The sequence below is a fragment of the Variovorax paradoxus NBRC 15149 genome (genome assembly GCF_001591365.1).
In the GTDB taxonomy this organism is placed as follows: domain Bacteria; phylum Pseudomonadota; class Gammaproteobacteria; order Burkholderiales; family Burkholderiaceae_C; genus Variovorax; species Variovorax paradoxus.
In genome coordinates this window covers 1909391-1929296 of record NZ_BCUT01000001.1, presented here as the reverse complement: position 1 = coordinate 1929296, position 19906 = coordinate 1909391, and the positions used below count along the sequence as shown (strand labels likewise).

20 protein-coding genes, 1 pseudogene and 2 riboswitches are annotated in these 19906 nt (G+C 69.6%); of the genes and pseudogenes, 7 read left to right on the top strand and 14 right to left on the bottom strand.

What is annotated here, in order from left to right; genetic code table 11:
• Window positions 1-10 precede the first annotated feature (10 nt).
• Both VPA02S_RS31315 and VPA02S_RS09085 read right to left on the bottom strand, forming a co-directional pair.
• Window positions 11-364: pseudogene (locus VPA02S_RS31315) on the bottom strand (GNAT family N-acetyltransferase); the annotation flags it as partial.
• A 14-nt stretch (window positions 365-378) separates the two neighbouring features.
• Complete coding sequence (locus VPA02S_RS09085) at window positions 379-1389, bottom strand: zinc-binding alcohol dehydrogenase family protein (RefSeq protein ID WP_062363462.1); 1011 nt, start codon at window positions 1387-1389, stop codon at window positions 379-381.
• A 94-nt stretch (window positions 1390-1483) separates the two neighbouring features.
• Here VPA02S_RS09085 and VPA02S_RS09080 point away from each other — a divergent pair, with 94 nt between their 5' ends.
• Entirely contained in the window at window positions 1484-2389 is a 906-nt protein-coding gene (locus VPA02S_RS09080) for a LysR family transcriptional regulator (protein WP_062363460.1), read from the top strand.
• Here VPA02S_RS09080 and VPA02S_RS09075 read toward each other — a convergent pair.
• Window positions 2386-3183, bottom strand: coding sequence for an SDR family oxidoreductase (locus tag VPA02S_RS09075; protein WP_062363451.1), 798 nt, complete (start codon window positions 3181-3183; stop codon window positions 2386-2388). The genes VPA02S_RS09080 and VPA02S_RS09075 overlap by 4 nt on opposite strands.
• A gap of 76 nt (window positions 3184-3259) precedes the next feature.
• Here VPA02S_RS09075 and VPA02S_RS09070 point away from each other — a divergent pair, with 76 nt between their 5' ends.
• Window positions 3260-4087 (top strand): creatininase family protein, encoded by an 828-nt coding sequence (locus VPA02S_RS09070; protein ID WP_012745890.1) that lies wholly within the window; start codon window positions 3260-3262, stop codon window positions 4085-4087.
• A gap of 303 nt (window positions 4088-4390) precedes the next feature.
• Here the strand turns inward: VPA02S_RS09070 and VPA02S_RS09065 are convergent, their stop codons facing one another.
• The 10 genes from VPA02S_RS09065 to VPA02S_RS09020 form a co-directional block, all read right to left on the bottom strand.
• On the bottom strand, window positions 4391-5368 hold the full coding sequence (locus VPA02S_RS09065; protein WP_062363448.1) for a threonine dehydratase: 978 nt from the start codon (window positions 5366-5368) through the stop codon (window positions 4391-4393).
• A 16-nt stretch (window positions 5369-5384) separates the two neighbouring features.
• Window positions 5385-6017: a LysE family translocator gene (locus VPA02S_RS09060; protein ID WP_062363445.1), complete on the bottom strand. Its 633-nt coding sequence runs from the start codon at window positions 6015-6017 to the stop codon at window positions 5385-5387.
• A 1-nt stretch (window position 6018) separates the two neighbouring features.
• The gene (locus tag VPA02S_RS09055; RefSeq protein ID WP_062363441.1) at window positions 6019-6711 is read right to left on the bottom strand and encodes a VOC family protein; all 693 of its coding nucleotides are present in this window, start codon (window positions 6709-6711) and stop codon (window positions 6019-6021) included.
• 11 nt (window positions 6712-6722) lie between these two features.
• Window positions 6723-7649 carry a PhzF family phenazine biosynthesis protein gene (locus VPA02S_RS09050; RefSeq protein WP_174545057.1) on the bottom strand — a complete coding sequence of 309 codons (927 nt, stop codon included), beginning with the start codon at window positions 7647-7649 and terminating at the stop codon, window positions 6723-6725.
• A gap of 5 nt (window positions 7650-7654) precedes the next feature.
• Complete coding sequence (locus VPA02S_RS09045; protein ID WP_062363436.1) at window positions 7655-8296, bottom strand: glutathione S-transferase family protein; 642 nt, start codon at window positions 8294-8296, stop codon at window positions 7655-7657.
• Window positions 8297-8301: 5 nt separating this feature from the next.
• Window positions 8302-8973 carry a LysE family translocator gene (locus VPA02S_RS09040; RefSeq protein ID WP_062363433.1) on the bottom strand — a complete coding sequence of 224 codons (672 nt, stop codon included), beginning with the start codon at window positions 8971-8973 and terminating at the stop codon, window positions 8302-8304.
• Window positions 8974-8995: 22 nt separating this feature from the next.
• On the bottom strand, window positions 8996-9628 hold the full coding sequence (locus VPA02S_RS09035; RefSeq protein ID WP_062363431.1) for a DJ-1/PfpI family protein: 633 nt from the start codon (window positions 9626-9628) through the stop codon (window positions 8996-8998).
• A gap of 23 nt (window positions 9629-9651) precedes the next feature.
• Window positions 9652-10854 carry an aminotransferase-like domain-containing protein gene (locus VPA02S_RS09030; protein WP_174545056.1) on the bottom strand — a complete coding sequence of 401 codons (1203 nt, stop codon included), beginning with the start codon at window positions 10852-10854 and terminating at the stop codon, window positions 9652-9654.
• Between the two features lie 31 nt (window positions 10855-10885).
• Window positions 10886-11842 (bottom strand): DMT family transporter, encoded by a 957-nt coding sequence (locus tag VPA02S_RS09025; protein ID WP_062363428.1) that lies wholly within the window; start codon window positions 11840-11842, stop codon window positions 10886-10888.
• A gap of 61 nt (window positions 11843-11903) precedes the next feature.
• Window positions 11904-12503: a LysE family translocator gene (locus VPA02S_RS09020; RefSeq protein WP_027730490.1), complete on the bottom strand. Its 600-nt coding sequence runs from the start codon at window positions 12501-12503 to the stop codon at window positions 11904-11906.
• A gap of 104 nt (window positions 12504-12607) precedes the next feature.
• Here VPA02S_RS09020 and VPA02S_RS09015 point away from each other — a divergent pair, with 104 nt between their 5' ends.
• From VPA02S_RS09015 to VPA02S_RS09005, 3 genes are all read left to right on the top strand, one after another.
• A complete protein-coding gene (locus VPA02S_RS09015; RefSeq protein WP_027730489.1) occupies window positions 12608-14023 on the top strand; it encodes an aminotransferase-like domain-containing protein in 1416 nt (471 codons plus the stop codon).
• Between the two features lie 88 nt (window positions 14024-14111).
• Window positions 14112-14825: a PhaM family polyhydroxyalkanoate granule multifunctional regulatory protein gene (locus VPA02S_RS09010; protein ID WP_062363425.1), complete on the top strand. Its 714-nt coding sequence runs from the start codon at window positions 14112-14114 to the stop codon at window positions 14823-14825.
• A gap of 45 nt (window positions 14826-14870) precedes the next feature.
• Complete coding sequence (locus VPA02S_RS09005) at window positions 14871-16151, top strand: FIST signal transduction protein (protein WP_062364448.1); 1281 nt, start codon at window positions 14871-14873, stop codon at window positions 16149-16151.
• 22 nt (window positions 16152-16173) lie between these two features.
• Here the strand turns inward: VPA02S_RS09005 and VPA02S_RS09000 are convergent, their stop codons facing one another.
• Window positions 16174-17475, bottom strand: a complete 1302-nt coding sequence (locus VPA02S_RS09000; RefSeq protein WP_062363422.1) for a D-amino acid dehydrogenase — start codon at window positions 17473-17475, stop codon at window positions 16174-16176.
• 90 nt (window positions 17476-17565) lie between these two features.
• Window positions 17566-17672, bottom strand: a riboswitch (glycine riboswitch).
• A 3-nt stretch (window positions 17673-17675) separates the two neighbouring features.
• Window positions 17676-17777: riboswitch (glycine riboswitch) on the bottom strand.
• Between the two features lie 117 nt (window positions 17778-17894).
• On the opposite strand from VPA02S_RS09000, the gene rfbB reads away from it, so the two are divergent.
• Together rfbB and rfbD are read left to right on the top strand one after the other, a co-directional pair.
• A complete protein-coding gene (gene rfbB / locus VPA02S_RS08995; RefSeq protein ID WP_062363420.1) occupies window positions 17895-18977 on the top strand; it encodes a dTDP-glucose 4,6-dehydratase in 1083 nt (360 codons plus the stop codon).
• A complete protein-coding gene (rfbD, locus tag VPA02S_RS08990) occupies window positions 18974-19864 on the top strand; it encodes a dTDP-4-dehydrorhamnose reductase (protein ID WP_027730485.1) in 891 nt (296 codons plus the stop codon). The genes rfbB and rfbD overlap by 4 nt, the downstream gene beginning before the upstream one ends.
• The last annotated feature ends 42 nt before the right edge of the window (window positions 19865-19906 follow it).

Here is a 19906-nt window from a genome sequence, read left to right as displayed (position 1 = left end):
CGCGGCCTTGCTCGGTCGCGAGCCCCTGGCCCCACCACTTCCGAGCGAAGCGCCAGCCGATCTCCACGCAGGGCGAAAAGGGCAGCGCGGCCAGCGGCACGTTGAGGCCCGTGAAGCCGGCGAACTCGCCCGATGCCTTGTGCTCCACGGCCCACAGGCCCCAGCCCTGCTCGGCGATGCGGGCCCTGATGCGCGCGGCCAGCGCATCGCTCGCGGCCCGCGTGGGCAGGGGCAGCAGGAACTCCATCACCAGCGGATCGGCCGCGAGCGCGGCAAAGGGCGCGAGATCGCTTTCCCGCCACTGGCGCAGCCGAAGGCGCGGGGTTTCGAATTCGATCGGGGGCTGGATGCGGTCTTCGGCCATGCGGCCGATTGTGCTCAGAACCCCGCGAGCACCACCTTGCCCTGCGCCTTGCCGCTTTCGATCAGCGCATGCGCCTTCCTGAGGTTGGCGGCGTTGATGGTGCCGAAGCTCGCATTGGCGGTGGTGCGGATGCGCCCCGCGTCGACCAGCGCGGCCACCTCGGCCAGCAGCGCGCCCTGCTCGGCGATGTCCGGCGTTTCGAAGCGCGAGCGCGCGAACATCATTTCCCAGTGCAGCGAGATGCTCTTGGTCTTGAGCGGCATCGCGTCGAGCGACGGCAGGTCGTCGATCACCGCGAGCTGGCCCTGGGGCTTCAGGCTTTCGATGATCTGCGCATAGTGCTGGCCGGTCTGCGTGAGGCTCGCGACCATGTCGACCTCGCCGATGCCCGCGGCCTTGAGTTCGGCCGCGAGGGGCTTCGAATGGTCGATGACCGCGTGGGCCCCGAGCGCGAGGCACCAGGCCCGCGTCTCGGCGCGCGAGGCCGTGGCCACCACGCGCAGTTGCGTGAGCTGGCGCGCAAGCTGGATGAGGATCGAGCCCACGCCGCCGGCCCCGCCGGTGACCAGCAGCGTCTGGCCCGCGCCGCCGTTCTTCGGCACCTTGAGGCGGTCGAACAGCAGCTCGTAGGCGGTGATGGTGGTCAGCGGCAGCGCGGCGGCCTGCGCGTCGTCGAGGCTCGTGGGCGCCAGCGCCGCGATGCGCTCGTCCACCGCATGCAGTTCCGAATTGGCGCCGGGCCGCACGATCGAGCCCGCGTAGTACACGCGGTCGCCGACCTTGAAATTCTTGACCCCGGCGCCGACGGCCTCGACCGTGCCCGCGGCGTCCCAGCCCAGCACCTTGGGCTGGCCGGCTTCGGGCGCCATGTTCTTGCGCACCTTGGTGTCGACAGGGTTGACCGAAATGGCCTTCACGCGCACCAGCAGGTCGCGCGGGCCGGCCACGGGGGCGGGCAGTTCGATGTCCTGCAGCGACTCGGGGTTGTCGATGGGCAGGGGCTGGTAGTAGCCGATGGCTTTCATGGTGGAGGACCTTTCTTTCTTTCTTGAACGATGGCTCGACTGTAGGATGGCAACCAGAAATTGATAAGACCGCCTCGATGAGCAACACTTTCAAATGAAGATTGAAAATCTCTCGGACCTGCAGGTGCTGGTGCAGACCGCCCGCGGCGGCACGCTCACGGCGGCCGCCCATGCGCTGGGCATGACGCCGGCGGCGGCCAGCGCCACGCTCAAGCGGCTGGAAACGCAGCTCGGCGCCCGGCTGTTCGAGCGCTCGACCCGTGCCATGCGCCTGACTTCGCAGGGCCAGACGCTGCTCGACTACGCGGTGCGCGCCTTCGAGCTGCTCGACGAAGGCGAGTCGCTGGTCACGGCCGAGCGCGGCGAGCTGGTCGGCACCTTGCGCGTGGCCGCCCCATCGGACCTCACGCGCAGCACGCTGCTGCCCTGGTTCGACGAATTCCTGGCGCTGCACCCGGGCGTGCAGCTGTCGCTGTCGGTCGGCGACCGGCTGCTCGACGTGACGCGCGACGAGGTCGACGTGGCACTGCGCTACGGCGCGCTGGCCGATTCACGGCTGGTGGCGCGGCCGTTCGCGCTGACCAATCCGCTGCTTACCGCATCGCCCGCCTACCTGCGCCGCCACCCCGCGCCGAAGACGCCGCAGGACCTGGTGCACCACAACTGCCTCACCTTCGACCGCGGCGGGCGCCGCCACCGCACCTGGCGCTTCGCGCAGAACGGCCAGTGGACCGAAGTGCGCGTGAAGGGCGACCGCAGCGTGGACGACGCCTCGCTCGCGCGCGAGTGGGCCGTCGCGGGCTTGGGCATCGTGCTGAAGTCGGCGCTCGACGTGCGCGAAGACCTTCGCAAGGGCGCGCTGGTGCGGCTGCTGCCCGAATGGGACACCGAGCCCTATCCGCTGCACGCCCTCTTGCCGAGCGGGCGCTTCGTGCCCGCGCACGTAAGGGCATTGGTCGATTTCCTGGCGCTGAAGTTCGAGGCGCTGACGGCTGCTTAGATCATCGGCGTCACGGCGCCGTCCATCGCGACGATCGCGCCCGTCACGTAGCTCGCCTTCGGCGAGGCCAGGAACACGACCGTGTTGGCAATCTCCTGCGGCGTGGCGATGCGCCCGAGCGGCAGCCGGGCGGTGGCGCGCTGCAGCGCCTCGTCGCTGCCGATGCCCTGCAGCTTCGCGTCCGCCTTCATGCCTTCCTGCAGCCGCTCGGTCAGCGTGAGGCCGGGGTTCACCGCATTCACGCGCACGCCCTTGCCCGCATAGGCCGCGGCCATGCCGGCGCTCACCAGCATCAGCGCCGCGTTGGCCGCGCCGCCGGCCATGTGCACCGGACTCGCGACCTTGCCGCCCTGTCCGATCACGTTGACGATCGCGCCGCGGCCGCGCCGGCCCATGCGCTTGACCACCGGATCGATCATGTGGATGTAGGTGAAGTACTTGGCGTCCATGGCGTCGTGCCAGGCGGCGGCATCCAGCTCGTCGGGCGGCGTGCGGCGCGCGGCGCCGGCCGAATTCACCAGCACGTCGACCGGCCCGAAGGCCAGCTCGGCCGCATCGAGCGCGGCCACGGCGCTGGCCGGGTCCTTGAGGTCGGCCGCATGCACCGAGACCCGGCCCTCGGCCTGCGCAAACGCCTCGGCCAGCGCCTTGCGGCCCCGCTCCAGGTTCTGCAAATCGCGCGACACGAGGCTCACGCGCGCGCCCTCCTGCAGGAAGCCCAGCGCGCAGGCCAGGCCGATGCCCTTGCTGCCGCCGGTGATGAGAACGTGCTGGTCCTGGAGCTGGAGATCCATCGGGTGTCCTTGTGTGTTCGTCGAAGCGCGCGAGGCGCGGGTCGCGTGGATTGAAGCACCGCTCTAAGATCGGCGGATGAACGCATCCCCGGTATCCCTGCCCCGCTACTGGTCTCAACTGACGACGCGCGACTTTGCGGCGCTCGATGTGGCAGCCACGGTCGCGGTGCTGCCCCTCGGTGCCACCGAGCAGCACGGGCCCCATCTGCCGCTGGGCGTGGACACGGTGCTGGCCGACGGCATCGTGGCCGCGTCGCTGCCGCTGCTGCCGGCCGCGCTGCCGGTGCTGTTCTTGCCGACGCAGCAGATCGGCCTGAGCCCCGAGCACGCGCGCTTTGCGGGCACGCTCACGCTGTCGGCCGAGACCCTGATCCGCATGTGGAAGGAAATCGGCGCGGGCGTGGCGCATGCCGGCGTGAAGAAGCTGGTGCTGTTCAACGCGCATGGCGGCCACGTGGGCGCGATGGACATCGTGGCGCGCGAGCTGCGCGCGGCGCACGGCCTCATCGTCTACAGCGTGAGCTGGTTCAACCTGCCGCTGGGCGATGCGGGCGCGCAGTTCGGTGCCGGCGAGCACCGCTTCGGCGTGCATGCGGGCGAGATCGAGACCTCGATGATGCTGGCGCTGGCGCCGCAGCAGGTGCGCATGGCCGAGGCGAAGAATTTCCGCTCCACCTCCGAGCAGCGCGCGGCCGACTACGCGATTCTCGGCAACGGCAAGAGCGCCAAGCTCGGCTGGGCCATGGAGGACTACAACGCACAGGGCGCAGCCGGCAACGCCGCCGCCGCAACGGCGCCGCGCGGGCAGGCTGTGGTCGATGCGGCTGCGCAGCAGCTCGCGCTGTTGCTGGCGGAGGTGTCTCGGCTGCCGCTGGACACGGCTCGTACGGGGCCGCTGCTTTAGCTTGTTGTTGCTGTTGTTCTTGGCGCCGTTGTTCAGGGCGCGCTCCCGCCGACGGGGTACCTTGCTCCGCGAATGTCCTCCGGCCTGCGGCCTCCCCCTTGATTTCGCTGCGCAAGGCACCCCATCAGCGTGATCGTTGTTCAGTGCGGTGGTTGATCAGCTGCGAACCGACAGCGTGCCCTGGTGCACAGGGCATCGGGTGCTCCCCGCAGCGAAATCAAGGAGGAGGCCGAAGGCCGGGGGACATTCGCGGAGGGGAGTACCCGGTGGCCTGTGCACGCGCCCTGAACAAAGCGCGCTTGGTCACGCCAATGCGCCAGCGCCACCCAGCACCCCCGCGAACATGCCCGAATCGACATTGCCGCCGCTCACGCAGATTCCCACCGTCTTCCCGCGCCAGCGATCCTGCTGCTGGAGCGCGCCCGCCAGCGCCGCGGCGCCAGCACCTTCCGCCACGTTGTGCGTGTCGCTGAAGAGAATGCGCATGGCCTCGGCCACCTCGTCGTCGGTGACGGTGATCACGTCGTCGGCTTCGCGCAGGATCACCTCGAGCGATTCGGGCACCGGCGTGCGGCAGGCCATGCCGTCGGCCAATCGCGTGTTGGCTGGCGACTCGACGGGCCGGCCTGCGCGGAACGAATCGCGGTACGCCGTGGCATGCGCCGACACCACGCCGATGAGCCGGGTCGACACGCCGCAGTGCGCCCGCGCGGCGGCCGCGGCTGCGAAGCCGGAGCCCAACCCGATCGGCACGAACAGCACATCGGGCGGCGCATCTTTCAGCGCGCTGAAGAATTCGACATACGCCGTCGACACGCCGCGCACCAGCTCGCGGTGGAACGAGGGCACGCGGTGCATGCCGCCTTGCTCGGCGAGCAGGGCCGCATGCTCCGCAGCCGCCTGGAAGTCGTCGCCATGCTCGACCAGCTGCACGCCCAGCGCGCGCATCGCGGCGTTCTTCTCGAGCGAGTTGCCATGCGGCACCACGATGGTGGCCGCGAGCCCGTGGCGCCGCGCCGCGAAGCCCACCGACTGGCCATGGTTGCCGCGCGTGGCGCTGATGGCATGGCGCACGCCGGGCTGCTCGCGCGCCAGCGTTTCGAAGTAGGTCAGCCCGCCGCGGATCTTGAAGGCGCCCGCCGGCGTGTGGTTCTCGTGCTTGGCCCACACCGTGCAGCCCAGGCGCTGCGCGAGCAGCGGCCATGCATATTGCGGCGTGGGCGGCATGGCCGCGCCGACGGTGCGCTGCGCGGATTCGATTTCTTCGCGGCTGAATCTCACGCGCGCTCCTTCTCTTTTACTTGCGTTCCGTCAGCGCCACGCGCACCGCCAGTGCCGCCAGCACGCTGCCCATGACGTAGCGCTGCGCGCGCAGCCAGCCGGCGCTTTGCGACAGCATCGCCGTGATGCTCGCGGCGCCGAGGATCACCGCGGTGTTGACCGCGGCGCTGCTCGCCATCTGCGCCATGCCCAGCTGCATGCTCTGCAGCAGCACCGAACCGCGCTCCGGGTGGATGAACTGCGGAAAGAACGAGAGGTAGAACATCGCGACCTTCGGGTTCAGCAGGTTGGTGAGAAAGCCCATGCGAAACAGCTTGCCCGGCGGATCGGCCGGCAGCGCGCGCGCCTCGAAGGGCGCATTGCCGCCGGGCTTGACCGCCTGCCATGCGAGCCACAGCAGGTAGGCGGCGCCGGCAAGCCGGATGGCGTCGAACGCGACCGGCACCGCCAGCAGCAGCGCGGTGAGGCCGAGTGCGGCCGCGAACAGGTGCGCAAGAAAGGCCATCATCACGCCGCCGAGCGAGACCAGCCCGGCGCGCCGGCCCTGGATGAGCGTGCGCGACACGCAATAGATCATGTTCGGCCCCGGCGTGAGCGCCAGCAGCATCGAGGCGAGTGCGAACCAGGCGATTTCGGTCAAGCTCAGCATGTCAGAGTCCTTCGGATTGAAGCGTGACGGGGCCGCGGGGCGTGTCGAGCACGGCCACCAGGTTGGGCGCGCCGGCCTGCACCGCCATGCCGGCCATGCCGATGGCCGACAGCGCCGCAGAGAGGTCGGCCGCGCGCGGATGCGTGGCCTGCAGCGAGCGCATCGCGAGGCCCGAGCCGGGCATGGCGTCGGTGGGATGCACGGGGCCCCACTGGATCAGCGTGGGCAGCGCGCCGTAGAACAGGCGCTGGCCGTCATTGCGCACCGTGATCTGCCATTCGAGCCGGCCGGCGGGCGTGTCGCGCGAGGCTTCGAGCAACTGGCCGCGGTCGATGTGGGCGTGCTCCTCGCGCGCCAGCGCCTGCAGCGCGGCGTGCGCGTCGGGCACGCGCGCGACGAAGTGCACCAGCCGCGGTCCGCGCCGCACGAGCCCGGCCTGCAGCACCGGGTCGTCGAGGTCGAACCAGCGGCGCGTGCCGGGGCGCGATGGCCGCTTGCCGGGCTCGATCGCGATGATTTCCAGGTAGGCCTGCGGGAACGCCTCGGCCGCGATGTTCAGCAGCCGGTTGTGCGTGCCCATCAGCGGATGCGAGCCGCCAGGGCCGGGCGTGACGCCCAGCGTGGCCTCGCACCACGCCACGCCCTCGGCCAGCGAGGCGGCGGCAATCACCAGGTGGTCGAGCTGCGCATGCATGGTGCCTTGCCTTACAGCGTGACCTGGCCGTCGATGCAGGTCACGGCATCGCCGCCGACCCACACCTTGCCGTCGGCGACGCGCTCGATGTACACGCGCCCGGAGCGGCCGAGGCACTGGCCCTGCGCGGCCACGTAGCGCGCGGGCATGTGGCCGTCGGCGATCAGCCATTCGGCCAGGCTGGCGTTGAGGCTGCCGGTGACCGGGTCTTCCTCCACGCCAATGGGCGCGGCAAAGGCGCGCACCTCGAGGTCGATCTTCGGGCCTTCGCCTTCTTCGATTGCAACGGACTTGCCGCCGAAGGCGCGCGCCTCGCGGTTGGAGCGGCCGATCAGCATCGACGCGCCCTGCTCGGCAGGCATGCCCGCCACGCCGGCCTTCACACCCAGCTCCTTGAGCATGCGGTGGTCGGGCACCAGCCGGAGCACGGTGTCCGCGTCGCTGAGCAGCAGGCCGAACCACACCGGCCCGTTGTCGAGCACCTGCGCCGCAACCACCTGCTGCGCCTTCAGGCCCAGCGCGCCCGCCACCTTGGCCAGCAGCGTGGGGCTCGGCGCGCTGCGCTTGAGCGGCGGGGCCGAGAAAGCCAGGCGCTCGCCTTCATGGCGCAGCGGCACCAGGCCGGCCGCGCACTGCTGCACGATCCGGCCCGCCGCCTTGGGCTTGCCGCCGGCCTGCAGCCAGGCGTGGCAGCTGCCGATGGTGGGATGGCCCGCAAAGGGCAGTTCGCCGCCGGGCGTGAAGATGCGCACGCGATAGTCGGCCGAGGGCTCGGTCGGCGGCAGCAGGAAGGTGGTTTCCGACAGGTTGGTCCACTGCGCGAAGCGCTGCATCTCGGCGTCGCCCAGGCTGCTGCCGTCGAGCACCACGGCGAGCGGGTTGCCGAGGTAGGGCGTGGCGGTGAAGACGTCGACTTGTTTGAACGAACGGGATTTCATGCTTTTCATTCGAGCGGGAGGTCGAGCACGCCGCGCGTGCCCGGCCGGGAGATCAGTTCGCCGTACCAGCGTTCGAGGTTCGGCCAGCTCGGGCGCTGGTATTCGGCCGGCGGAAGGCCGAACCAGCGGTGCGCCTCGCAGCCGATGGGAATGTCGGCCATGGTGAAGCGGTCGCCGGCCATGAAGGGCTGCCGGGCCAGGTGCGCGTCGAGCATCGCGAACAGCGCCTCGCTCGCATGCACCGAGGCCGCGATCAGCGCCGGGTCGCGCTCGGCCGGCAGCGTGCGCACCCATTGCACGAAGGCGTCGCGGCTCGCGCGGTTGAGCGTGGTCTGCTGCCAGTCCATCCAGCGTTCGGCATCGAAGCGCGCCGGCAGCTCGCTCGGATAGAACTTGCCGTGCGAATGCTTGGCGCAGAGGTAGCGCACGATCACGTTCGACTCCCACAGCGTGACGCGATCGCTGCCTTCGCCGTCGTCGATGGTGGGCACCATCGCGTTCGGATTGAGCGCCAGGTACTCGGGCGTTTGCACCACGCCGAACCGGCCGCCGGCCTCGGTGCGTTGAAAGTCGAGCCCGAGTTCCTGCGCGCACCAGACGACCTTGCGCACATTGATCGAACTGATGCGGCCCCAGATATTGAGCATGGTGTTCAGCTTCCTTGGACAGGTGTGGCGGACAGGGCGGATGGCACGGCGGGACGGTCGAGCAGCAGCAGGCGGATCGCCAGGCCGACCATCACCAGGGCCAGCAGGCCGCGCTGGAACTTTTCAGCCCCCGGACGGCGCTGCAGCCAGCGGCCGAGCTGTCCGCTGCAGGCGCCGAGCAGCGTGTTGAACGCGAGCGCGGCTGCCGACAGCATGACGCCGAGCTGCACCAGTTGCAAGGGCACGCTGCCGCGCGCCGGGTCGACGAACTGCGGCAGGAACACCATGAAGAACAGCAGCGCCTTCGGATTGACGAGGTTGTTCAGGAAGGCCATGCGCACGATGCGCGCGAAGGCGGATGGCTGCGCACGCGCACCCGTGGGGAGGCCGCCGCTGCTGCGAAGGGCCTGCACCGCGAGCCACAGCAGGTACAGCGCGCCCGCGTAGCGCAGCAGGTCGAACGAGGGCGGCCAGGCCGCGACCAGCGCCGTCACGCCGGTGGCGGCGAAGAGCGTGTGCACCAGGTCGGCCGACGAGATGCCGAGCGCCGCCGCGAAGCCGCCGCGCGGGCCGTGGGCCACGCCGTGCGAGAGCACGAAGGCCATGTTCGGCCCCGGCGACAGGAACAGCGCGAGAACGGCCAGCAGGAAGAGCGCGAGCGTGGCGAGGCTGATCATGGTATGTCCAGCGGCACGTTCTTCAGGCGGCGTCGGCCGTGGCAGCCGGAACCGAGGGGAGGTAGGGCTCGATGTTGCGCAGCGCGCGCGCCACGTAGTCTTCCTTCTCGCCCACCGGCGCCACGTAGTGCAGCGCGCTCTTCGCGGCTTCGATGCCCTCGCTGCGCGCGATGAGCCAGGCCGCGAGGTAGGGCGCCGACAGGCAGCCGCCGGCCGTTGCCACGTTGCCCTTGGCGAAGAAAGGCTGGTTGAGCACCTCGACGCCGGCTTCCTGCACCCAGGGCTTGGTCGTGAGGTCGGTGCAGGCCGGCACCGCGCCCAGCAGGCCCAGCTTGGCGAGCAGCAGCGTGCCCGAGCACTGCGCGCCGATCAGCTGCCGCTTCGCATCGAGCCGGCGCAGCGCGCCCATGATGGCCGGATCGGCCGCGATCTCGCGCGTGCGGATGCCGCTGCCGACGAGCACCGCGCCGGCCTCGGCGGCCGCTTCGAGCGTGGAGCTCGCATGGACGGTGACGCCGTTCATCGAGGTGACCGTGGCGCTGGGCGCGGCCAGCGTCACGCGCCAGCCCGGCCTCTTGATGCGGTTGAGCACGCCGAGCGCGATCAGCGAGTCGAGTTCGTTGAAGCCGTCGAAAGTCAGGATGGCGATGTGCATCGTGGTCTGCCTCGTGTTGCGGCTCAGACGGGTTCGGGCGCGAGCCTGCGCTCGCCCAGCAGCGCCAGCTCTTCGCGCAGCGTCAGGGCCAGCGCGGCGATCGCGGTGTCGATCTCCTCGACGCTGGCCGTCACGAACGACAGCCGCAGCGTGCGCGGATCGCCCTGGTCCGCATAGAAGGGCGCGCCCGGCACGAAGGCCACGTTGCGCTCCACCGCCTTGGGCAGGAGCGCGACGGTGTCGATGCCCTCGGGCAGGCGGGCCCACAGGAACATGCCGCCCTTGGGCGCGTTGAACTTCACGTCCAGCCCGGCCATCTCGCGCGTGAGCGCAGCCATCATCGCGTCGCGCTGGCGCTTGTAGAGCGCGCGGATGGTGGGCACGTGGCGCTCGAGGAAGTTGTCCTTCATCACGGCCGAGACCATGCGCTGCGTGAAGATCGGCGTGTGCAGGTCGACCGCCTGCTTGGCCTGCAGCAGCTTCGGGAAGATGGCCTTCGGCGCCACCAGGAAGCCCAGGCGCAGGCCCGGTGCGAGCACCTTCGAGAACGAACCCAGGTAGATGCAGCCCTCGGGGTTGCGCGCCGTGAGCGGCAGCGGCGGGGCTTCGTCGAACCACAGTTCGCCGTACGGGTTGTCCTCGACGATCGGCAGGCCGGCGGCGGCCGCGGCGGCCGACACGGCGGCGCGGCGCGCCTCGGTCATGGTGCGGCCGGTGGGGTTCTGGAAATTGGGCAGCAGGTAGACGAAGCGCCCATCCTTGGCCTTGGCCACCAGGTCTTCGACGATCACGCCTTCGTCGTCGCTTGCCACGCTCACCGGATTCGGCTCCATCGGGCCGAAGGCCTGCAGCGCGCCCAGGTAGGTGGGCGTCTCGACCAGCACCTTGCTGCCCGGATCGATGAGCACCTTGGCCACCAGGTCCAGGCCCTGCTGCGAGCCGGTGGTGATGAGGACCTGCGCGGGATCGACGTTCCACGGCAGCATGTCGGCCACCGCCTGGCGCAGCGGCGCATAGCCTTCGCTCGCGGCGTACTGCAGCGCGGCCTGGCCGTCGTTGTGCAGCACTTCGGCGCAGGCGTCGGCAAAGGCCTGGATCGGGAAGGTCTTGGGCGAGGGCAGGCCGCCGGCCAGGCTGATGATGCCGGGGCGCTCGGTGACCTTGAGGATTTCACGCAGCACCGACGGATTCATCTTGGCGGCGCGGGCGGCGAGTTTCCAGTTCATGGGGTCTTCTTTCAGTCGGGTGGGGTGGGATTCAGGATTGTTCGGCATGCGCGGCGCGCGGCGAAACGGCAGGAGCGGGCTGCGGCTGCGAAAGGCGCTTGCCGAGCACCACCGTGCAGACCACGGCAATGGCAAAGCCCAGCGTGACCACGTCGAGCGGTTCGCCCAGCAGCGGAATGGATGCAAGGATGGAGAGAAAGGGCTGCAGCAGCTGCGTCTGGCTCACGCGCAGCGCACCGCCCAGGGCCAGGCCGCGGTACCAGGCGAAGAAGCCGATCCACATCGAGAACACGCCCACATAGACGAAGCCCAGCCAGGCCGAGGTGGCGATGGGCTCCGCGGGCCACAGGGCCAGCGTGGCGGGCAGCGTCACGGGCAGCGCCATCACGCAGACCCAGCAGATCACCCGCTCCGCGCCGAGCGACGGCGTGACCTGCGCGCCGTAGATGTAGCCGAACGACGCCGCGACCACCGCGCCGACCAGCAGCAGGTCGGCCCATTCGAAGCCGAAGCCGTGGCCGCCCTGGCTTGCGCGCAGCACCGAGAACAGCACCACCAGCAGGCTGCCCGCAATGGCGCAGAGCCAGAAGCCGAGCCGCGCGCGCTGGTGCAGCACCCAGGCCGCGACCGCCGCGGTCACGAGCGGCAGCAGCGCCGTCACCACCGCGGCGTGGCTGGCCGTGACCACGCGCAAGGCGTAGCCCAGCAGCAGCGGATAGCCGATCACGTTGCCGAGCACCGCCATGCCAAGCGGCTTCCACTGGTGCGCAGCGGGCCGCGGCGAGCGCGTGGCCAGCAGGAAGACTGTCGAGAGAATGCCCGCGAGTGCGGCGCGTCCGAGCGTCACGAACCAGGGCGACAGCTGCGGCGCGCCCTGCGTGCCGGTGGCCAGCCGCGTCATCGGCAAGGTGACCGCGAACAGCGCCACGCCGATCACGCCAAGCCACATGCCGAGCGTTTCGTCCCTGATGTTGAGGCGGCTACTCATTGGATGACCTCCGTGCTTCGCACTGCGGTGCGAGCTTGCTTGGGGCGGCCCGGCGCGGCGCTCATACGCCCAGCATCCACCAGGCCGTGAGCACCAGCACCAGCCCCATCGCGCGGTTGAACCACAGCAGGCGCTTGCCCTTGGAGAGCCATTCGCGCAGCAGCGCGCCCGCCAATGCATAGGTGAAGTTGCTGATGAAGGCGTAGACCAGCATCACCGGCGCGACGATGGCGAAGCGCCCGAGCGCATCGGGCTGCCCCGCGATCCAGCCGGCCACCAGCGTGAGTGCGAGCAGCCAGGCCTTGATGTTGACGAACTGCAGCATCACGCCCTGGCCGAAGCCGACGTCGAGGCTGGCGCCATCGGCGCGGCCGAGCGTGCCGCTGCCGCTCAGCTTGTAGGCCAGCCACAAGAGGTAGCCCACGCCCAGCGCCTTGATGCCCAGGCGCAGCGAAGGCACCGCCACCACCAGCGCGCCGATGCCGGCCGCGCACAGCACCAGCAGCAGCGTCCAGCCCACCGGCACGGCCACCACGAAGCGCATGGCGCGCGGCAGGCCGCCGTTGGCCGCGAGGGCCGTGGAAAGCGTGGTGTTGGGACCGGGCGAGAAACTCATCGCCGTGGCCAGCACCAGCAGCGCGGTGAATTCTTGCCAGTTCATTGCATACACTCTAAACTTTCACACCATTGCAGTTCCAATACAGTTAGTCGAACATATTCGAAAACTGTATTGGTCTTTCTTTCGACACAGAAGCCGAGCCCCAGATGCTGACACGAACCTCCACCCAGTCGCTCACGGGGCAATTGGCCGACCGGCTGGCCGAACGCATCCGCACCCGGCTGCTGCCGCCCGGCGCACGCCTGCCCTCGGTGCGCGAATGCGCGCGCCAGCAGGGCGTGAGCCCCTACACGGTGGTGGCGGCCTACGACCAGCTGCTGGCGCAGGGCCTGGTCGAGGCGCGCCGCCAGCGCGGCTTCTACGTGCGCGACTCGGCGCCGGCGCAGGACGGGCGCCCACCCAACGCGGCGCCCATGGTGGTCCAGATGATGGCCTCGCGCGTGCCGGCCGATGCGAGCTCGCTCATCCGCAGCATGTTCCATCGGCCCAGCGACAAGCCGCAGCCGGGCATGGGCGTGTTTCCGCCCGACTGGATGGCCTCCGCCTTCATGCCGACGGCCGTGCGCCGCATGACCAGTACAGCTGCGCTGCAGGAGCTGTCGCTCCAGTACGGCGAACCCTCGGGCGACGCCGCGCTGCGCCGCAGCCTGTCGAACAAGCTCGTGGGCATCAACGTGCCCGCCGCGCCCGACCAGATCGTGACCACCGTGGGCGCCACGCACGCGCTGGACATCGTGAGCCGCACCCTGCTGCGCGCGGGCGATCCGGTGATGGTCGAGGAGCCCGGCTGGGCGCTGGAATTCGCGCGGCTCGAGGCGCTGGGCATGCGCATCCTGCCGGTGCCGCGCCGCGCCGACGGGCCCGACCTGGAGGTGATGGCGCAGTACTGCCAGCTGCACAGCCCCAAGCTCTTCGTGAGCGTGAGCGTGCTGCACAACCCGACCGGCTACAGCCTCACGCCCGGCAGCGCGCACCGCGTGCTCAAGCTGGCCAACGAGCACGACTTCCACATCGTCGAGGACGACACCTACAGCCACCTCGCACCCGAGCACGCCACGCGGCTCAGCGCGCTCGACGGGCTGCAGCGCACCATCTACGTCAGCGGCTTCGCCAAGATCCTGGCGCCCAACTGGCGCATCGGCTTCCTGGCCGCTTCGCCGGAACTCAAGGAGCGGCTGCTCGAGACCAAGCTGCTGGCCACGCTCACCACGCCCACGCTGTTCGAGCGGGCGCTTTCGTGGTGCATCGACCAGGGGCAGCTGCGGCGGCATGCCGAGCGCATACGCATCCGGCTCGACGGCGCCCGCGGCCGCGCGGTGAAGCTCGCCATGGCGCATGGCTGCAGCTTTGCGTCCGAGCCGGCGGGCCTGTTCGGCTGGGTCGACACCGGCGTCGACACCGACGCACTCACCCAGCGCATGCTCGACCAGGGCTACCTGCTCGCGCCGGGCTCGCTGTTCCATGCGCGGCGGCCGCCGAGCACGATGATGCGGATCAATTTCGCGACCTCGCAGGACGCGGCCTTCTGGAAGGTGTTCAGCAAGGTGCGCGCGGAACTCTGAGGGGGCAAAGGGGAGGGCGCCCGGGCCCAAAACGGCGGTGCCTTGGAGTAAGCTGGCATCACAAGAAAACCCAACCGGAGACCTCCGCATGAGCAACGCCAGCCAACCCTTCGACTTCAGTCAATTCGTCCCCGGATTCGATTTTCTGAAGAACCTTGCCGGCGGTGGCGCCGGCGGCGCGGCGGGCAGTGCGGTGCCCGGGTTGCCGAGCCTCGCGAGCTGGGTGGCCCCCACGCTGAGCGTGGAAGAGGTCGACAAGCGCATCCAGGAACTCAAGACGGTGCAGTATTGGCTCGAGCAGAACGGCCACGCGCTCAAGGCCACCATCCAGGCGCTCGAAGTGCAAAAGATGACACTTTCGACCTTGCGCGGCATGAACGTGCGGATGGAAGATATCGCCAGCGCATTCACCAAGCAGGCGGCCGCCGTGGCGCCTGCCGCTGCTGCGGCACCTGCAGCCGCTGCGCCGGCCGAACCGGAGGTCGAGCCCGAGGAAGAAGAAGCCCCGGCGCCGGCAAAGAAGGCGCGCGGCAAGCCGGCTTCGGCCGCTGCCGCTTCGGGCGGCAATGGCACCGCCGGCGTGATCGATCCGATGCAATGGTGGGGCTCGCTGACTGAGCAGTTCCAGCAGATCGCGAGCTCGGCGCTGCAGGATGCAGCCCAGCTCAAGGTGCCGGCCATGGCCCAGCCGGCGGCTAATGCTCCCGCGGCTTCGAAACCCGCGGCCAGGAAGGCGGCGGCGCCCGCCGCCGCCAAGAAGGCATCGGCCGCCGCGCGCAAGCGAACGACCGGCCGCCGCTGACGTCATACACACATCTTTCTTGAAGAGAACGGGTTGGCACGCATCATGAAGCTGTTTCCTTCCGGCCATGCCACCCACCCGCAATGGCGCATGGCAGCCGGCCTCGTGCTGGCCCAGTTGCGCGCGCAGATGGCGCTGCCCGACTATGCGGCGTCGCCCACGCTCGGGCTGCTCTACATCACCGACCACTACGCGTCGGATGCGCAGGACATCCTCGACCACCTGAGCGCCGAACTGCCCGAGGTCACCGACTGGTCGGGCACCGTCGGCATCGGCGTCTCGGCCAACAACGCCGAATATTTCGACGAGCCCGGCCTCAGCCTGATGCTCTGCGCGCTGCCGAGCGACCAGTACCGCGTGTTCTCCGGCGTGGCGCCGCTGGGCAATTCGGAAATGAGCGGCTTCGAGGCCCACACGGCGCTGGTGCACGCGGACCCCGCCACGCCCGACCTGACCGAACTCATCGGCGAGATGGCGGGCCGCACCGACACCGGCTACCTGTTCGGCGGGCTGTCGTCAGGCCGCGGCGGCGCGCTGCAGTTCGCGGTGGGCGGCAACGGCAACATCCGCGGGCACGGCGCCGCGGGCGGCGTGTTCTCGGGCGGCCTGTCGGGCGTGGTGTTCGGCGAGGGCGTGCGGCTGGTGTCGCGCGTCACCCAGGGCTGCCAGCCGCTGCGCTCGGGCGCGGGGCGCGAGCGCGAGATCACCGAAGCCGACGGCAACCTGCTGCTCAAGCTCGATGGCGAACCCGCGCTCGACGTGCTGCTGGCCGACCTGCAGGTGACGCTCGAGCGTCCGCAGGAAGCCATCGACGCCGTGCGCGCCACCTTGGTGGGCCTTGCCGACGCCGGCAGCGACGGCATCCGCCGCACCGGCGACCTGGGCGCCGACGTGCTGGTGCGCCACATCATCGGCCTGGACCCCACGCGCCGCGGCATCGCGATTGCCGACGTGGCGGAGGCCGGCATGCGCCTGACCTTCTGCCGCCGCAATGCGCAGGCCGCGCGCGCCGACCTGATGCGCATCTGCGCGGAAATCCGGGAGGAACTCGAGCCCGAGGAGCAGACGCTGGCCACCGCACGCGCCGTCGCGGCCGGGGAGGCCGAGGCCGCGCCGCATCCGGCGCGCCGCATCGCGGGCGCGGTGTACGTGAGCTGCTCGGGGCGCGGCGGGCCGCATTTTGGCGCGCCGGGCGCCGAACTGCAGATCGTGCGGCACGCGTTGGGCGACGTGCCGCTGGTTGGCTTCTTCGCGGCAGGCGAGATCGCCCGCCACCACCTGTATGGCTACACCGGCGTGCTGACAGTGTTCACCAGCAAGGACTGAGCCTCGCCCTGCCTGCCGGCATTCAGGCCGGCTGCAGCATGCGCGCCACCGGCGCAGGCATGCCGGTGAACGCAAAGTCGACCTCGGGCGCGAGTCCGCTCACGATGCGCGCAATCGACTTGCCCGATCCGCAGGCGTGCGTCCAGCCGAGCGTGCCGTGGCCGGTGTTGAGGTACAGGTTCGGCAGTTTCGTCTTGCCGATCAGCGGCACGTTGCTCGGCGTCGCGGGGCGCAGGCCGGTCCAGAACTGGGCCTGCGTGGTGTCGCCGGCGCCCGGAAAGAGCTCCTCGACGCGCCGCACGATCGCCTCGCAGCGCACGCGGTTCAGGTCGCGGTCGTAGCCGTTGAGCTCGGCCGTGCCGGCAATACGCAGGCGGTCGCCGGAAGCCGAGGTGTAGCGCGAGAACACGAGCTTGAACTCGTCGTCGGTCAGCGAAACCTGATGGGCTTTCGACGCATCCTTTACCGGCAGCGTCACCGAGTAGCCCTTGGCCGGATAGATCGGCAGCCGGATGCCCAGCGGCGCGGCAGCGATCGGGCTCAGCGAGCCCATCGCGAGCACGAAGGCGTCGCCGCGGATGCGCTGGAAGCGGCCTTCGCTGTCGGTGGCTTCGACGTGGTCGATGCTGCCGCCGGCCTCGCGCAGCGCGGTCACCGTGTGGCTCATGAGGAACTTCACGCCGGCTGCGGCCGCGCGCTTCGCCAGCTCGCGTGCAAAAAGATTCGCATCGCCGGACTCGTCCTCCGCCGTGTAGGTGGCGCCGGCCAGCTTCGGGCGGATGTGGGCGAGGGCGGGCTCGATCTTCACGGCCTCGTCGGCAGAGATCACCTGGCGTTCGCAGCCGAGTGCGCGCATCTGCTCGGCGGGCTTGAGGGCGCCGTCGAACTCCTTCTGCGTCGTATAGAAGTGCAGGATGCCCTGCATGCGCTGGTCGTACTGGAGGCCGGCGTCGGCGCGCAGCTGCTGCAGCACCTCGCGGCTGTAGGTGCCCAGACGCACGATCTGCTCGATGTTGTGCCGGGTGCGCGCCGGCGTGCATTCGCGCAAAAACTGCAGGCCCCAGAGCCACTGGCGCATGTCGGCGCGGATGCGAAACAGCAACGGAGCGTCTTCCTTGCCCAGCCATTGCAGCACCTTGAGCGGGGCGCTCGGGTTGGCCCAGGGCTCGGCATGGCTGACCGAGATCTGCCCGCCGTTGGCAAAGCTGGTTTCCGCGGCCGGCGTGGCCTGCCGGTCGATCACGGTCACTTCGTGGCCGAGTTGCTGAAGATAGTAAGCAGAAGTCACGCCGAGCAGGCCGGCGCCAAGAACGATCACACGCATTTCAAGTACCTTTGAAGATGGGCACTTGAACGGCGGACCTGGTGTGCTACTGATTAAATAGCAAGCAACCGGACGAACGCCGTCCAAGTTGCCGCTCCCCCTGTCCTTGGTACCTGAGAGATTCACCTGTTGCACCTTGCAACGGGTTTGCTCCTTCGGTGCATCACGCGAGGTGATGGCTCTCCAGACGGCGTTTGATGTGATGCAGTACAGGCCCCTTGTTCGGGCCGACCTGAGCGTTTATGGGAGTTTGCGCCTTCGGTAGGGCAACCCGGGGTTGCCCGCTCTCCTGCAGTAGGGCAATTGTAGGCGGGGCTTGCCGGGCGAGCCAGCCCTTGAACGAGGCCCTGCGGGGCCGATGGGATAATCGTCCGTTCATTCGCCGCAGGGGCGATCGTTCGACAACAACAGGGGACCTCATGATCCTGGTAACCGGCGGCGCGGGCTTCATCGGCGCCAACTTCGTACTCGACTGGCTGGCGCAGAGCGACGAGCCTGTCGTGAACCTCGACAAGCTGACCTATGCCGGCAACCTCGAGACGCTTGCGTCTCTCAAGGGCGACCCGCGGCACATCTTCGTGCAGGGCGACATCGGCGACAGCGCACTGATCGACCGCCTGCTGGCCGAGCACAAACCGCGCGCCATCGTGAACTTTGCCGCGGAATCGCACGTCGATCGCTCCATCCACGGCCCCGAAGACTTCGTACAGACCAACGTGCTGGGCACCTTCCGCCTGCTCGAGTCCGTGCGCGGCCACTGGAGCGCGCTGCCGGCCGAGCAGAAAGCCGCCTTCCGCTTCCTGCACGTGTCGACCGACGAGGTCTACGGCTCGCTCTCCAAGACCGACCCCGCCTTCACCGAAGAAAACAAGTACGAGCCCAACAGCCCCTACTCGGCCAGCAAGGCCGCGAGCGACCACCTCGTGCGCGCCTGGCACCACACCTACGGCCTGCCGGTGCTCACCACCAACTGCTCCAACAACTACGGGCCGTTCCACTTCCCCGAGAAGCTCATCCCGCTGATGATCGTCAACGCCCTGGCCGGCAAGCCGCTGCCCGTGTATGGCGACGGCATGCAGGTGCGCGACTGGCTCTACGTGAAGGACCACTGCAGCGCCATCCGCCGCGTGCTCGAGGCCGGCCAGCTCGGCGAGACCTACAACGTCGGCGGCTGGAACGAGAAGCCCAACATCGAGATCGTCAACACCGTCTGCGCGCTGCTCGACGAACTGCGCCCGCGCGCCGACGGCAAGCCCTACAAAGAGCAGATCAGCTACGTCACCGACCGCCCCGGCCACGACCGGCGCTACGCCATCGATGCGCGCAAGCTCGAGCGCGAACTCGGCTGGAAGCCCGCCGAAACCTTCGACAGCGGCATCCGCAAGACCGTCGAGTGGTACCTGGCCAATGGCGAATGGGTGCGCAACGTGCAAAGCGGCGCCTACCGCGAATGGGTCGAGAAGCAATACGACGCCGCACCCGCGGCCAAGGCTGCGGCATGAAGCTGCTGCTGCTGGGCAAGGGCGGCCAGGTCGGCTGGGAGCTGCAGCGCAGCCTCGCGCCGCTGGGCGAGCTGGTCGCGCTCGACTTCGACAGCACCGACTTCAACGCCGACTTCAGCCGCCCCGAGCAACTGGCCGAAACGGTGCTGAAAGTGCGCCCCGACGTCATCGTCAATGCCGCGGCCCACACCGCCGTCGACAAGGCCGAGAGCGAGCCCGAGTTCGCGCGCAAACTCAACGCCACCTCGCCCGGCGTGGTGGCCGAGGCCGCGCAGCAGATCGGCGCGCTCATGGTGCACTACTCCACCGACTACGTCTTCGACGGCAGCGGCAGCACGCCCTGGAAAGAAGACGACGCCACCGGCCCCCTCAGCGTGTACGGCCGCACCAAGCTCGAAGGCGAACAACTGGTGGCCAGGCACTGCGCGAAGCACCTGATCTTCCGCACCAGCTGGGTCTATGCCGCGCGCGGCGGCAACTTTGCCAAGACCATGCTGCGCATCGCCAAGGAGCGCGATCGCCTGACCGTCATCAACGACCAGTTCGGCGCGCCCACCGGCGCCGAGCTGCTGGCCGACGTCACCGCGCACGCCATCCGCGCCACCCTGCAGGACCCGGCCAAGGCCGGCCTGTATCACGCGGTGGCCGGCGGCGAGACTACCTGGCACGGTTATGCGCGCTTCGTGATCGAGCAGGCCAAGGCGGCCGGCGTCGAACTCAAGGCGGGACCGGAAGCCGTCGACCCCGTGCCCACCAGCGCGTTCCCCACGCCCGCAACGCGCCCCGCCAACTCGCGCCTGGACACGCGCAAGCTGCAGGCCACCTTCGGCCTGGTGCTGCCGCACTGGCAGCAGGGCGTGGCCCGCATGCTGCGCGAGACTCTTTGACAGGCGGCAGAACAAGCGACCCACGCAAGCAAGAAGCGGAGA